Source organism: Comamonas sp. Z1 (genome assembly GCF_008121555.1).
Taxonomy (GTDB): Bacteria; Pseudomonadota; Gammaproteobacteria; order Burkholderiales; family Burkholderiaceae_C; genus Comamonas; species Comamonas thiooxydans.
Window position 1 is genome coordinate 21,754 of sequence record NZ_VOQT01000005.1, and the last position, 14,350, is coordinate 36,103.

Here is a 14,350-nt window from a genome sequence, read left to right on the forward strand (position 1 = left end):
CGCATTTGCGGGGCTTGGGAAGAGGCATGTTCAGTGCTGGTGGGCGCTGGTTTCGCTCTTGGGAAGGCCGGCGGCGCGGCGTGCGACAGCGAGGCGCTTGCGCATGGCGATTTCCTGCATGTCCAGCTCGCTGACCAGACTGCGCAGCGATTCGTCGTTGATGCGGTGGGCCTGTCTTTCGGCGTAGTAAAAGTCCCGCTCGGCATGAATGCACTCGATGCGGGTTTCGATCTCCATCACATAGCGCAGCTTGCGCTGGCGCACGACTTCGGGCGCTTCGCGCAGCAGTTCTATGCTTTGCGCGGCGCCGCTGCCGTCGTCCAGCAACTGGATGCGGTTACGGTATTCCTGGGTCAGGTGGCCGTTGACCTCCTGGCGCATCGCCACCCATTCGGGGTCGCGGCGCAGCACTTCCTCCTCGCTCAGCGTGAGCTTGGCCATGGCCGCCATGCAGGCCTGTTCGCGGGCCAGGCGCTCCTCACGCACGGTGGGCGACTCTTCGTGCGGGGGCAGATGGCGCAGCACGATGGGAAGGCCCACGGCGCCGATCACCAGCGTGAACAAAATCGTGCCGGTGGCGAGAAAGACCAGCATGTCGCGACCCGGGAAAGGCTGGCCATTGTTCAGCAGCATGGGCACGGACAGCGCGCCGGCCAGCGTGACCGCACCGCGAATGCCGGCCAGCGTGGTGGCCAGATTCAGCAGTGGCGAGGGGCGCTCGGACATCTTGCCCTGCCGGTGGGCGCGCAGCAGCGAGCCATGCACACCCAGCACCAGCCAGATCCAGCGCATCAGCAGCAGCGCAAACGAAATCGCGGCCACATAGCCGACCAGAATCCACCAGTCATGGCCGGCCTGATGCAGCGGCACGCCGATGATGGAGGGCAGCTGCAGGCCCAGCAGCAGGAAGATGGCGCCGTTGAAGGCGGCCTCCACCATGCTCCAGGTGCCTTCGGTCTGCAGGCGTTCGCTGATATAGCTGCTGCGCTCCAGGTCGGCGAAATTGGTGGCGATGCCTGCGGCCACGGCAGCCAGAATGCCGGAGACACCGATCTTCTCACCCACGATATAAGCGGCAAAAGGCAGCAGCACCAGCAGCAGCACCATCTGCGTGGCTGCGACATCGCCCAGGCGGCGTGTGATGGTGCCGCGCGCATGGCTGAAGCCCCAGCCTATCAGCGTACCCACACCCAGGCCGCCGACGGCCATCCAGGTGAACTCCTTGGCGACTTCGCCCCAGGAGAACATGCCGGTCAGCGTGGCTGCAATCGCAAACTTCAGCGCCACAAGGCCCGATGCGTCATTGAGCAGCGACTCGCCCTCCAGCACATGCATGGTCTTCTCGGGCATGCCCAGATTGCGCGTGATGGCCGAAACGGCCACGGCATCGGTGGGCGAGATCACGGCGGCCAGGGCAAAGGCCACGGTCAGCGGAATCTCGGGAATCATCCAGTGGATGAGATAGCCCAGGCCCAGCACGGTGAACAGAACCAGGCCCAGGGCCAGCAGCAAAATGGGTTTGGCCAGCGCGAAAAATTCACGCTTGGGGATGCGCCAGCCGTCGGCGAACAGCAGCGGCGGAATGAAGAGCAGCAGGAACAGCTCGGGGTCGAACGCGATGTGCAGGCCGGCTTGCGGCCAGGCAATCAGCGCACCCAGTGCGATTTGAATCAGAGGCAGGGGAATGGCCCGGATATAGCGGGCCACAATGCCTGTCAGCGCTCCCAGCAGCAAGACAAGCAGAACAGTTTCAACAGCGTGCATAAGGCATTTTCTTCAACTGCAGTGGCAGCGCTGTGTCTGAGCAAGAAAAAAACCAAGTTCCCGTATCGGGCAAAGTAATCAAGACAAGAGGCAAGCGATGAGCATTCTGGGCACACAACTGAATCCGCGTTCGGCAGATTTCCTGGCCAACGCCGCTGCCATGCAGGCGCTGGTCAATGAGCTGCATGCACGCTGCGATCAGAACGCGCTGGGCGGCAATGAAGCCGCGCGCGCCAAGCATGTGGCGCGCGGCAAGCTGTTGCCGCGCGAGCGCGTGCAGCGGCTGCTGGACCCCGGCACGCCGTTTCTGGAGCTGTCGCCGTTGGCCGCGCTCAATATGTATAACAACGATGCGCCGGGCGCTGGCGTGATTGTCGGCGTGGGTCGCGTCAGCGGCGTGGACTGCATGATCGTCTGCAACGACGCCACCGTGAAGGGCGGAACCTACTACCCGATGACGGTGAAAAAGCATCTGCGCGCGCAGGAAGTGGCCGCGCAGAACCGTCTGCCCTGCATCTATCTGGTCGATTCGGGCGGTGCCAATCTGCCCAATCAGGATGAGGTTTTCCCCGACCGCGAGCACTTCGGCCGCATCTTCTACAACCAGGCCAATATGAGCGCTCAGGGCGTCGCCCAGATCGCCGTGGTCATGGGCTCGTGCACGGCAGGCGGCGCCTATGTGCCGGCCATGAGTGACGAGTCCATCATCGTCAAGAACCAGGGCACCATCTTCCTGGGCGGCCCTCCTCTGGTCAAGGCCGCCACCGGCGAGGTGGTCAGTGCCGAGGACCTGGGCGGCGGCGATGTTCACACGCGCCTGTCGGGTGTGGCCGACCATCTGGCCGAGAACGATCTGCATGCACTGGCGCTGGCACGCCAGGCAGTGGCAAACCTGAACAAGGACAAGCCCCAGTCGCAGACCGACCATGCGCCTGCGGCGCCGCTGTTCGAGAGCGAAGAGCTGTATGGCGTGATTCCCGTCGATACGCGCAAGCCCTTCGATGTGCGCGAGATCATCGCCCGTATCGTGGACGGCAGCCAGTTCGACGAGTTCAAGGCCCGCTTCGGCAACACCCTGGTCTGCGGCTTTGCGCGCATCGAGGGCATGCAGGTCGGCATCATCGCCAACAACGGCATTCTGTTTTCCGAGTCGGCCGTCAAGGGGGCACACTTTATCGAGCTGTGCTGCCAGCGCAAGGTGCCACTGGTGTTCCTGCAGAACATCACGGGCTTTATGGTCGGCCGTAAATACGAAAACGAAGGCATTGCCCGTCATGGCGCCAAGCTGGTCACGGCCGTGGCCACGGCTGCGGTGCCCAAGTTCACCATCATCATCGGCGGCAGCTTTGGCGCGGGCAATTACGGCATGTGCGGCCGCGCCTATTCGCCCCGTTTTCTCTGGATGTGGCCCAACGCGCGCATCAGCGTCATGGGCGGCGAGCAGGCGGCCAGCGTGCTCGCCACCGTCAAGCGCGACGGCATCGAAGCCAAGGGCGGCAGCTGGAGTGCCGAAGAAGAGGAGCGCTTCAAGGCGCCCATTCGCCAGCAGTATGAAGACCAGGGCCATCCCTATTACGCCACGGCGCGTCTCTGGGACGACGGCGTGATCGATCCCGCCGACACGCGCCGCGTGCTGGCGCTGGGCCTGGCTGCGGCACGCAATGCGCCGATTGAGGACACGCGCTTCGGCGTATTCCGCATGTAAGCGGCTAGAGGCTGCCAATCATGTCGCGTCGCCATTTCCTCACCTGCTTGCCGCCAGTCCTGCTGTCGGCTGCGCTGGCCATGCCCATGCCCATGGCTGGCGCTGCCGAGCCAGCGGTGCAGCGCATGGACGCGCGCATTCCGGTCTGGGTGCCAGCGAGCGGCGATTCGCCCGCGCACAGCGCCGAGTTGGCAGGTCATGTCTATCGTCCTCATGGGCAGGGTCCTTGGGGATTGATCGTGCTCAACCATGGCACACCCAGCGGCAAAGAGGCGCGCGAAACCATGCGCGATCGCTACGGCCCGCAGGCGCGCGCTCTGGCCGAGCTGGGCTATGTGGTGGTGACGGGCTTGCGCCGCGGCTATGGCGCATCGGATGGTCCTCTGGCCGACCGCTACGGCAGCTGCGATGACCCCGACTACGCCCATGCGGCCCAGGAGGCAGCGCGCGATGTGGCGGCCATCATGACTTACGGGCAAAAGCTGCCTTATGTCGATGGCTCGCATGTGCTGCTGCTGGGCAAGTCTGCCGGCGGCTTTGCGTCGCTGGCGCTGGCGGCGCAGCAGCCCGTGGGCTTGCGCGGCGTCGTCAACTTTGCCGGCGGCCGCGGTTCGCAGCCGCAGATGCGTGAGAAAGCCGCGGTTTGCGGCGAGGCGCAACTGCTCAAGACCGTGGCCGGCTTTGCCGCCACCAGCCGTGTGCCCCAGCTGTGGATTTATGCCGAAAACGATAGCTACTTTCGCCCGCCGCTGGTGCGCAAGATGGCTGAAAGCTATCTGGCCGCAGGCCAGAACCTGAAACTGGTGTTTGCTCCATCCAGCGGCGCTGAGGGACACCAGTTCTTTGACCGTGCAGCCAATATCGGGCAATGGTTGCCGCAGGTCCGTGAATTCCTGATGCAGCTGCTGCCGGGTACGGCGGCTGCGCAACTGCAACGCCCTAACTCACTGGGAGACAAGCCATGACTGCTTTGACTTTGACCGTGGATGGCGGCATCGCCCGCGTCACGCTGGCTCAGCCCGCCATTCGCAACGCCTTCAGCGATGCGGCGATTGCCGAGATCACCGCCGCCTTCCTCCAGGTCGGCGAGCGTGCCGATGTGCGCGCCGTGGTGTTGGCCGCCGAAGGACCCGCATTCTGCGCGGGCGCGGACCTGAACTGGATGCGCCGCATGGCCGATTACTCGCGCGACGAAAACCGCGTTGATGCGGGTCTGCTGGCCGAGATGCTGCGCGTCATCTACGAATGCCCCAAACCCACGATTGCGTGTGTGCAGGGCGATGTCTATGCGGGGGGCATGGGCCTGGTGGCCTGCTGCGATATGGCAGTGGCGGCTGATACGGCGGGCTTTTGTCTCAGCGAGGTCAAGATCGGCCTGATTCCCGCCACCATCAGCCCCTATGTGATCCGCGCCATGGGTGCCAGGGCTGCGCACCGCTACTTTCTCACGGGCGAGCGCTTTTCGGCGCAGGAGGCACATCGCATCGGCTATGTACATGAGGTGGTCGATGCCGACGGGCTGGACGCCGTGGTCGACGGCTGGCTCAAGCATTTGCTGAGCGCCGGCCCCGCAGCGGTGCGGGCCTGCAAGCGCCTGGTGCTGGACATGGCCGAGCGCGAGATCAGCGAGCAGCTGATTGCGGCGACTGTGGAGTCGATTGCCACCATCCGCGCCAGTAGCGAAGGCAAGGAAGGCGTGCAGGCCTTTCTCAACAAGCGCAAACCCAACTGGCTGCCCGGATGAGATGACAAACCTTGTGTCCGGGGCGCTTTAGAGTCCGGGCGAGACATAAGGAATGAACACCATGGATATCTGGCAAACCATCATCGACTGGCTGCACCGCATCGGCCTGCATATCGACCCCGAAACGGCCAGGGCCGTGGGCGATGCTGCCGGCCAGGTCGGAGATGTGGCTGCCAGGGCCGGGCAAGCCGTGGGGCAGATGGACATGGCCTCGATGCTTGCGCTGGCCGCGGCTCTGGGCTGGGCCAGCGGCTTTCGCCTCTATGCCGTGGTGTTTGTCGTGGGCCTGTTGGGTGCAAGTGGTTTGATGCCGCTGCCCGGCGGTCTGCATGTGCTGCAGCATCCCATGGTGCTGGTCATCAGCGGCGGTCTGCTGTTCGTGGAGTTCTTTGCCGACAAGATTCCCGTGGTCGATTCGGTCTGGGACCTGTTCCAGAGCGTGCTGCGCATTCCCGCCGGGGCGGCGCTGGCGGCCTCGGTCTTTGCTGCCGACAGCACCACCATGGCCATGGCTGCCGCCTTGATGGGCGGAACGCTGGCCGCGACCAGCCAGGCCGCCAAGACCACCACGCGTGCCCTCATCAACACCTCGCCCGAACCGTTCTCCAACCTGGGAGCCAGTCTGGCTGAAGACACGGTGTCGCTGGGCGCCATCTGGCTGGCGCTGACCAATCCGCTGGTGTTTGCCGCAGTGCTGCTGGTCGTGGTGATTGCGATGTGGCTGGTGATCTGGGCGCTTTGGCGCTTTCTCAAGGCGATTTTTCGACGCCTGCGCGGCACTGGCGATGCGCAGGAACCCTTGCAAAAAACATAGCTGCTTGCGTTTGATGGATATGCGCTGAGTGGTGATTTGACCGATAAACGGAGACGATATGTTCAAGAAAATTCTGATTGCGAATAGAGGTGAAATCGCCTGCCGCGTAGCCGCCACCGCCCGTCGCATGGGTGTGAAGACCGTGGCCGTGTATTCGGATGCCGATGCCAGGGCCAAGCATGTCGCGGCCTGCGACGAGGCCGTGCACATCGGCGGCAGTGCGCCCAAGGACAGCTATCTGCGCTGGGAGCGCATTCTGGAGGCCGCCCAGGCCACGGGTGCCGAAGCCATTCACCCTGGTTACGGATTTCTCTCCGAGAACGAAGACTTTGCCAATGCCTGCGCGGCGGCTGGTCTGGTCTTCATCGGCCCGCCCGCCAGTGCGATTCGCGCCATGGGTCTCAAGGCCGAGTCCAAGCAACTGATGGAAAAAGCCGGCGTGCCGCTGGTGCCAGGCTATCACGGTCACGACCAGAACCCCGAGCTGCTGCAACGCGAGGCCGACCGCATCGGCTATCCCGTGCTCATCAAGGCCAGCGCGGGCGGTGGCGGCAAGGGCATGCGGCTGGTGGAAAGGAGCGAGGACTTTGCGGCTTCGCTGGAGTCCTGCAAGCGCGAGGCCATCAACAGCTTCGGCAACGATGCCGTGCTGATCGAGAAATACGTGCTGCGTCCGCGCCATATCGAGATCCAGGTGTTTGGCGATACACAAGGCAACTGCGTCTATCTGTTCGAGCGCGACTGCTCGGTGCAGCGCCGCCACCAGAAGGTGCTCGAGGAAGCGCCGGCGCCGGGCATGACTGCCGCGCTGCGCCAGAAGATGGGCGAGGCCGCCGTGGCCGCCGCCAAGGCCGTGAACTATGTGGGCGCGGGCACGGTGGAGTTCATCGTCGAGCAGCCCGGCGGCTACGACCAGCCCGAAGCCATGAAGTTCTACTTCATGGAAATGAACACCCGGTTGCAGGTGGAGCACCCCGTGACCGAAGCCATCACTGGTGAGGACCTGGTGCGGTGGCAGCTGCTGGTGGCTTCGGGACAGCCTTTGCCCAAGGCACAGTCGCAGCTTCGTATCCTGGGGCATGCCATCGAGGCACGCATCTGCGCCGAGAACCCCGAGAACAACTTCCTGCCCGCCACCGGTCATCTGGCCGTCTATCGCAAGCCAGAATGCAGCAGCTTCGAGATCAGCGATGTGCGAGTGGACGACGGCGTGCGCGAGGGCGACGCGATCAGCCCCTTCTACGACTCCATGATCGCCAAGCTCATCGTCCATGGCGAGGACCGCGCCCAGGCGCTGGCGCGTCTGGACGCGGCGCTGGCCCAGACCCATATCGTGGGCCTGACGACCAATGTGCAGTTTCTGCGCCAGGTGGTGAAGAGCCAGGCTTTCTCCAATGCCTTGCTCGATACCGCGCTGATCGAGCGCGAGCGCGAGGCCTTGTTCGGCAAGGATTTCGTGGGCCGCGACCTGGCCGTCGCCGCTGCCATGGCCTGGCAGCTGCAGGGCGAGCAGGCAGGCCAGGGCGTCGACCCCTTCAGCCGCCGCGACGGCTGGCGCATGTCGGGCCGCTATGTGCGCTCCTTCGGCTTTGCCTACCGCGGCGAGGACTTCACGGCCGGCCTGGCCTATGGTCGCGACACGCAGGCGGCGCAGACCTATCAGCTAGGCATTGGCGAGGGCGAGAGCCGCAGCGATGCCGCGCTGCAGTGGCGCGCGCTGGCCGACGGGCGGCTGGAGCTGGGCCTGGACGGCAAGCGCACGGTGGTCGTGGTCCATGCCCAGGGCGACCAGCTGTCCATCTTCACCGAGGCGGGCAGTACCCAGATCACCGTGGTTGACCAACTGGCCCACGCCGGCGATACCGGCCATGAAGGCGGTCGCCTGACTGCGCCCATGCCCGGCAAGGTGGTGTCTTTCACGGTCAAGGCCGGCGACAAGGTCAGCAAGGGCCAGCCGCTGGCCGTGATGGAGGCCATGAAGATGGAGCATACGATTGCCGCCCCTGGCGATGGCGTGGTGCTGGAGCTGCTGTATGTGCCTGGCGACCAGGTCAGCGAAGGCGCCGAGCTGCTGCGCATCGAGGTTGCCGCCTGATCCGCCCAGGGTTGAACTGTTTAACAAAAAGAGCAGCTTGTGCTGGACTATCCATGAATTCAGTCACTTTCAATGATGAAATCAATACAGATAAAGCGCAGGATGCTTCTTTTTTGATAGTTGTCCATTGGCCATCCGCGTCTGCAGCAGGAATGCCAAAGCGTTAGGCTTCGCATCCATGAAAGTCTTATTTTGCTGTGACGATACGCGGCCGGAACCCTGGCTCAAAGGTTTGCATGACGCGCTGCCGGGCGCGGAGATTGCCATCTGGGAGCCGGGCGCGCCCCAGGCCGACTATGCACTGGTCTGGGCGCCGCCCCAGCAGTTTCTTGACGAGCAGGCGGCCGGCCTGAAGGCCATGTTCAACATCGGCGCGGGCGTGGATGCGCTGCTGCCGCTGCGCATTCCCGCCGAGCTGCCCGTCTACCGCCTCGAAGATGCGGGCATGGCCGTGCAGATGGCCGAGTATGTGGCCCAGGCCGTGATCCGCTTCTTCCGTGGCCTCGATCAGTATGAGGCCGATATGGCGCAAGGCCTGTGGCAGCACCAGCGCAACCCCAGGCGGGTGGACTATCCCGTGGGCGTGATGGGCCTGGGCAAGATGGGCGAGCGCGTGGCCAGGGCGCTGACGGTGTTCGATTTCAAGGTCAATGGCTGGAGCCGCTCGCCGCGCGAGCTGCAGGGCGTTGAATGCTTCAGCGGCATGGACAGCCTGGACCGCTTTCTGTCCGAGACGCGCATTCTGGTCAATCTGCTGCCGCTGCACGACGAGACCCGCGACATCATCAACGCCCGCACGCTGGCGCTGCTGCACCCCGGAGCCTATGTGATCAATGTGGGGCGCGGCGGCCATGTGGTCGATGCCGACCTGATTGCGCAGATCGAGTCCGGCCATGTCAGCGGCGCCATGCTGGATGTGTTCCGCGAGGAGCCGCTGCCCGAGAATCACCCGTTCTGGAAGCAGTCCAGAATCATTCTCACCCCCCATACCTCGGCCCGCACGCTGGCGGCGGACAGCATTGCCCAGATCGTGGGCAAGGTCGCAGCCATGAGCCGGGGCGAGCCCGTCACAGGTCGAGTCGATCTGAGAAAAGGGTATTAACCCCCTGAGCCGTTGCGCCTAGGCGGCTTAGCGGCTTCCCCCTTTCTCTGCGGAAGGGGGACGACGCCAACGCTGTGGGGCGGCGGGGCCGCCCAGGCCCTTGCTGGGCGTCTCTTGCGACGGGGGATTGTTCAGTGGTTCAGGTAAAGAAGCGATAGGAGAACGAAATGAAATACCCCGCACGCGTCAAGATCATCGATGTGGGCCCGCGCGACGGCCTGCAAAACGAAAAGCAGCCTGTGCCTGCCGCCGTCAAGATCGAGCTGGTGCAGCGCCTGCAGGACGCCGGCCTCAAGGAGATCGAGGTCACCAGCTATGTGTCGCCCAAATGGGTGCCGCAGATGGCGGACAACGCCGAAGTCATGGCTGGAATAGCGCGCCGAGGCGGGGTGCTGTATTCGGTGCTCACGCCGAATCTCAAGGGCTTCGAGGCCGCGCTGGCCGGCAAGCCCGACGAGATCGTGGTGTTCGGTGCGGCCAGCGAGGCTTTCAGCCAGCGCAACATCAACTGCTCGATTGCCGAGAGCATAGAGCGCTTTGCGCCTGTGGTGCAGGCGGCCCTTCAGGCCGGCATTGCCGTGCGCGGCGCCATGAGCTGTACCGTGGGCTGCCCTTATGAAGGCGAGATCGCGCCCGAGAAGGTGGGCTATCTGGCCGGGCTCATGAAGAATATCGGCGTGCAGCGTGTGGACGTGGCCGACACCATTGGCGTGGGCACGCCCGTCAAGGTGCAGAAGGCGCTGGAGGCCACGCTGGCGCACTTCGATATCGACCAGGTGTCCGGCCATTTCCACGATACCTATGGCCAGGCCCTGAGCAACACGCTGGCGGCGCTGGATCTGGGGGTCTGGAACTTCCAGTCCTCGGTCGCAGGCCTTGGCGGCTGTCCCTATGCCAAGGGCGCCACGGGCAATGTGGCCACCGAAGACGTGGTCTATCTGCTGCAGGGCATGGGCATAGAGACCGGCATCGACCTCGACAAGCTGATCGATGCGGGCCAGTTCATCAGCGAGCATCTGGGTCGCCCCACGCAGTCGCGCGTGGCCAAGGCCTTGCTGACCAAGCGCGCGGGTTGAGGCCAAGCCCGGCCCGGGCAGGCATGGGCGTTGTTACCATCGCCGCCATGCAAGCAAGATCACGTTTTTCACTGGCCCTGTGTCTGGCGGCAGCTGCCCTGCTGGGCGGCTGCGCCGGCATGGATGCCCAGGAGTGCAGGGACACGGACTGGGCCTATCTGGGCCAGCTCGATGCCATGGACGGCAGGCTGGACCTGTCCACCCGCGCCAGACGCCACTTCAAGGCCTGCAAGGACCAGGGCGTGCAGATGGATGCGCGGGCCTATCAGCAGGGCTGGCTGCGCGGCCTGCAGGATTTCTGCACCCCGGAAAGCGGCAAGGCCTATGCGGAAGCCGGCCGCAAGTTCCAGCTGGGCTATTGCCCGGCGCCGCTGGAGGCCGCGTTTTTGCAAGGCTATGCGCCGGCGCGCGAGCGCTATCAGGACAGGCAGTCGGTGCTTGAGCTGGAGCGCCGCATCGAGGCCAAGAAAAAAGAGCTGCGCGAGGCGCGTGACGCCAAGAACAGTGCCGGACATATCGCCTATGTCCAGAAAGACCTGCGTGATTTGCAGCTGGAGCTGGTGCAGCTCAGGCTCAAGCTGGCACAGTAGGGGCCGTGACGCTGCCGGATGGCGGCGCGATTTTCAGGAAAACATCATGTGTGGGTCAGAACTTCATGCGCTGCCGGAAGGCGTGCAGCGCGTCAGCCGCTTTTTGCAGGATGCCGGTCATCCGCATGCGCCGCAGATGCTGGACGGCGCGGCGCGTACCGCCCAGGAGGCAGCCGATCAGCTCAGCATTCTGGTCGGGCAGGTGGCCAAGAGCATCATCTTCAAGCGCAGGAGCGATGGCGCGGCCGTGCTGGTCGTGGCCTCGGGCGACAGGCGTGTCGATGAAAAGAAAGTGACGCAGCTGGTGGGCAAGGTCGGTCGCGCCGATGCGGATTTCGTCAAGTCCAGCACCGGCTTCTCGATTGGCGGCGTCAGCCCCGTGGCCCATGCAACCAAGGTAGTGACCTTGATGGATGCCGAGTTGCAGCGCTTCGAGACGGTGTGGGCCGCAGCAGGCCATCCGCACGGCGTGTTTCCCGCATCGCCTGCGCAGCTGCAGGCTCTTACTGCCGCCCCCTGGTCGGATGTGGTGGAGCAGGCATGAGTACCGAACTTCTTCAGGAACAGCAGGCCCAGCAGGCTCAGCAACTGGCACAACTTGCCGCCAAGGCCGAAGTGGCCCTGGTCTGGGCCGAGGCCGACCAGCCCGTGGCTTCGCCCTGCATCAACGTCTGCCGCATGACGGCGGACCGCAGCCATTGCCAGGGCTGCTTCAGAACCATTGACGAGATTCGCGCCTGGTCCAAGGGTGATGCCGAGCTGCGCCTGGAGATCTGGGGCCAACTGCTGCAGCGCGCCGGCCTCGAGGACCCGCGCAAAGCCGAGATTTGATCACCCTTTGAGGAGAGCCGACATGAAGCACATCACCTGTTATCTGGACTTTGTGTCGCCCTATGCATGGCTGGCGCTGGAGCAAATGCCCAAGGCGCTGCAAGGGCTCAGCTATCACGTTGATTACCGCCCGGTGCTGCTGGGTGCCTTGCTGCAAGGCAATGCCAACCCCGGACCGGCCGGTATTCCTGCAAAGCGCACCTGGACCTACCGCCATGTCACATGGCTTGGCCGGTCGCTGGGCATACCTCTGCAGATGCCGGCCCGGCATCCGTTCAAGCCGCTGCCGCTGCTGCGGCTGGCGCTGGCCCATGGGCGTGACGGCAGCATCAACCGCTTTGTGGCGCAGGCCGTGATGCAGCATGTCTGGCAGGGTGGCCAGGAGGCCAATGATGCGCAGCGCCTGCAGGAGCTGCGCGAGCAGCTGAAGGAGCAGTTGCGCAAGGAAGAGGACAGTGCCGAGGTCAAGCAATGGCTGCGCAGCAATACGGAGCAGGCGCAGCAGGCCGGCGTGTTCGGCGTGCCGGCCTGGGTAGTGGACGGCCATGTATTCTGGGGCCTGGATGGCCTGCCCATGTTGCAGGCCTATCTGCGTGGCGATGAGTGGTTTGCGCAGCAGTGGGAGGCCGCAGCCGGCGTGTCCTGGGGGCTGGAGTAGGGCGGCAGGTACGGGCCGGAGCCGGGATCGACACGCAGGACGGTGCTTTCTCTCTGGCATCGGCCATGGCGCCTAGGCGACGCCGGGCGTGGCGGGCCTTGCATAAGCTGGTGCGGTTTTCAAGACCATCAAGGAGACCGCACCATGGATACCCTGCAGATGTTTTCGCTCAAGGGCCGCACGGCTCTTGTCACCGGTGGTTCGCGCGGTATCGGCCGCATGATCGCCGAAGGCTTTGTGCGCCAGGGCGCGCGCGTGTACATCTCGGCGCGCAAGGCCGAGGCCTGCGACCAGACGGCGCGCGAGCTGTCGGAGCTGGGCCACTGCGTTTCGCTGCCCGCCGACGTGTCCACCATGGACGGCGTGAAGTCGCTGGTCGATGCCTATGCGGCGCACGAAGGCGAGCTGGGCATCCTCGTCAACAACGCGGGCGCGGCCTGGGGTGCGCCCTATGACGAATTTCCCGAAAGCGGCTGGGACAAGGTCGTGGACCTGAACATGAAGTCGCCCTTCTTCCTGACCCAGGCGCTCACGCCCATGCTGCGCAAGTCGGCCGCGGGCGCGCAGCTGGCCAAGGTCATCAACATTGCCTCCATCGACGGCGTCTCCGTCAACCCCTGGGAGACCTACTCCTACGCGGCCAGCAAGGCCGGCCTGATCCACCTGACCAAGCGCATGGCCCTGCGCCTGGCGCCCGAGCGCATCGTGGTCAGCGCCATCGCGCCCGGCCCGTTCGCCTCGGAGATGAACAAGAACGCGCGCGACCATGCGGACGAGGCCGCGGGGCGCGTGCCCCTGGGCCGCATCGGCGAGCCCGAGGATATGGCTGGCGCCGCCATCTTCCTGGCCTCGCGCGCCGGCGACTATGTGGTGGGCTCCACCCTGGTCGTGGATGGCGGTTGCGCCTGGGCGCGCTGAGCTCACCCGAGCGCAGTCATTGCATAAAAAGATAGCTTCTGCCGCTTTATGGATAAGTAATTCAGATGCAAAAGTATCTGAGTTTCAATTTCAATAAGCGAGAAAAGCTATTGTTTTTTGAACCTTCATTCCGACAAAAATGAATCCTTTCGGGGGCTGGTTTCCTGCCCTCAGGGATGCCACTGCGTCGCGCGCACAGGGCTGGCGGCCGGTGTGGCGGAGTTGCCGGCCAGCGCATAGGACAGCTTGTTGGCTGCGGCGATCACGGTCCGGGCCAGGGCTTCGAGCCTGGCCTCGGGCAGTCGCGATGCGGGGCCCGAGATGCAGACCGACCCCATGAGCCGCCAGTGCATGCCGAACACCGGCGCCGAGACCGTCGCCACACCTTGCTCGCGCTCGCCGATGGAGCAGTGGTAGCCCTTTTGGCGGATCTGCTCGTAGATCTCGCCGGGCTCGCCCGAGAACGCGAGGATGACGCGGCCCGGCGAGCCCTTGTCCAGTGGCAGCCCCTCGCCCATGCGCGCATGGTGGCGCAGGGCCTGCGGCCCTTCCACGCGTACCAGGCAGGTACGCACATGGCCCTCGCGCACGTAGAAGGCGGCGCTCTCGCCGCTGAGTTGTGTGAGCTCGCGCAGCGCGGGCTCCAGCACGTTCTGCACATCGAAGCCTGCCTGGTAGCGCGCGCCCAGCCAGCCCGAGGAAGGACCCAGCCGCCATTCCCCGTCCTCGCGCTGCACCATGTAGCCCGACCGGGCCAGCGTGCGCGCCAGCCGCAGCACCGTGGTCTTGTGCAGGCCGCAGCGCCGGCTGAGTTCGGCCAGCGAAAGATGCGATTCGCCCAGCGCAAAGGCCTCTAGCAGCTGCAGTGCGCGGGTGACGGCAATGACGCCGTCGCCGGACTTCTGTGCGGATTGGGTTGGGTTGCTCATGATGCAATGTGTTTCATTCTACGAAACAGCATTGTATGGGTTGAAACGTTTGCCTAAAGTCGCCTCCAGCGGTCGGGCTTCCGGCCGCACGCATCAGAACACGCTTCAAAGCGACCAACAGGAG

14 protein-coding genes are annotated in these 14,350 nt (G+C 64.6%); 12 read left to right on the plus strand and 2 right to left on the minus strand.

The window, feature by feature from the left end:
• Positions 1-30 precede the first annotated feature (30 nt).
• Positions 31-1,764 carry a Na+/H+ antiporter gene (locus FSY45_RS11075; protein ID WP_046460956.1) on the minus strand — a complete coding sequence of 578 codons (1,734 nt, stop codon included), beginning with the start codon at positions 1,762-1,764 and terminating at the stop codon, positions 31-33.
• Between the two features lie 97 nt (positions 1,765-1,861).
• On the opposite strand from FSY45_RS11075, the gene FSY45_RS11080 reads away from it, so the two are divergent.
• From FSY45_RS11080 to FSY45_RS11135, 12 genes are all read left to right on the plus strand, one after another.
• Positions 1,862-3,469, plus strand: a complete 1,608-nt coding sequence (locus tag FSY45_RS11080) for a carboxyl transferase domain-containing protein (RefSeq protein WP_046460957.1) — start codon at positions 1,862-1,864, stop codon at positions 3,467-3,469.
• 20 nt (positions 3,470-3,489) lie between these two features.
• A complete protein-coding gene (locus tag FSY45_RS11085; RefSeq protein WP_046460958.1) occupies positions 3,490-4,434 on the plus strand; it encodes a S9 family peptidase in 945 nt (314 codons plus the stop codon).
• Complete coding sequence (locus FSY45_RS11090; protein ID WP_046460959.1) at positions 4,431-5,213, plus strand: enoyl-CoA hydratase/isomerase family protein; 783 nt, start codon at positions 4,431-4,433, stop codon at positions 5,211-5,213. Before FSY45_RS11085 ends, FSY45_RS11090 begins: the two co-directional genes overlap by 4 nt.
• Positions 5,214-5,274: 61 nt before the next feature.
• Positions 5,275-6,027, plus strand: coding sequence for a DUF4126 domain-containing protein (locus FSY45_RS11095; protein WP_003061657.1), 753 nt, complete (start codon positions 5,275-5,277; stop codon positions 6,025-6,027).
• 58 nt (positions 6,028-6,085) lie between these two features.
• Positions 6,086-8,122 carry an acetyl/propionyl/methylcrotonyl-CoA carboxylase subunit alpha gene (locus tag FSY45_RS11100; RefSeq protein WP_003061659.1) on the plus strand — a complete coding sequence of 679 codons (2,037 nt, stop codon included), beginning with the start codon at positions 6,086-6,088 and terminating at the stop codon, positions 8,120-8,122.
• A gap of 178 nt (positions 8,123-8,300) precedes the next feature.
• A complete protein-coding gene (locus FSY45_RS11105; protein WP_046460960.1) occupies positions 8,301-9,224 on the plus strand; it encodes a glyoxylate/hydroxypyruvate reductase A in 924 nt (307 codons plus the stop codon).
• 167 nt (positions 9,225-9,391) lie between these two features.
• The gene (locus FSY45_RS11110) at positions 9,392-10,300 is read left to right on the plus strand and encodes a hydroxymethylglutaryl-CoA lyase (RefSeq protein WP_046460961.1); all 909 of its coding nucleotides are present in this window, start codon (positions 9,392-9,394) and stop codon (positions 10,298-10,300) included.
• 23 nt (positions 10,301-10,323) lie between these two features.
• Positions 10,324-10,890, plus strand: coding sequence for a DUF2799 domain-containing protein (locus tag FSY45_RS11115; RefSeq protein WP_003061664.1), 567 nt, complete (start codon positions 10,324-10,326; stop codon positions 10,888-10,890).
• 46 nt (positions 10,891-10,936) lie between these two features.
• A complete protein-coding gene (locus FSY45_RS11120) occupies positions 10,937-11,434 on the plus strand; it encodes a YbaK/EbsC family protein (RefSeq protein WP_003061666.1) in 498 nt (165 codons plus the stop codon).
• Entirely contained in the window at positions 11,431-11,721 is a 291-nt protein-coding gene (locus FSY45_RS11125) for a DUF1289 domain-containing protein (protein ID WP_046460962.1), read from the plus strand. The genes FSY45_RS11120 and FSY45_RS11125 overlap by 4 nt, the downstream gene beginning before the upstream one ends.
• Before the next feature lie 22 nt (positions 11,722-11,743).
• The gene (locus FSY45_RS11130; protein ID WP_046460963.1) at positions 11,744-12,379 is read left to right on the plus strand and encodes a 2-hydroxychromene-2-carboxylate isomerase; all 636 of its coding nucleotides are present in this window, start codon (positions 11,744-11,746) and stop codon (positions 12,377-12,379) included.
• A gap of 144 nt (positions 12,380-12,523) precedes the next feature.
• Positions 12,524-13,297, plus strand: coding sequence for a glucose 1-dehydrogenase (locus tag FSY45_RS11135; protein WP_046460964.1), 774 nt, complete (start codon positions 12,524-12,526; stop codon positions 13,295-13,297).
• Positions 13,298-13,467: 170 nt separating this feature from the next.
• Here FSY45_RS11135 and FSY45_RS11140 read toward each other — a convergent pair whose 3' ends face one another.
• The gene (locus tag FSY45_RS11140) at positions 13,468-14,226 is read right to left on the minus strand and encodes an IclR family transcriptional regulator (RefSeq protein WP_003061673.1); all 759 of its coding nucleotides are present in this window, start codon (positions 14,224-14,226) and stop codon (positions 13,468-13,470) included.
• Positions 14,227-14,350 lie beyond the last annotated feature (124 nt).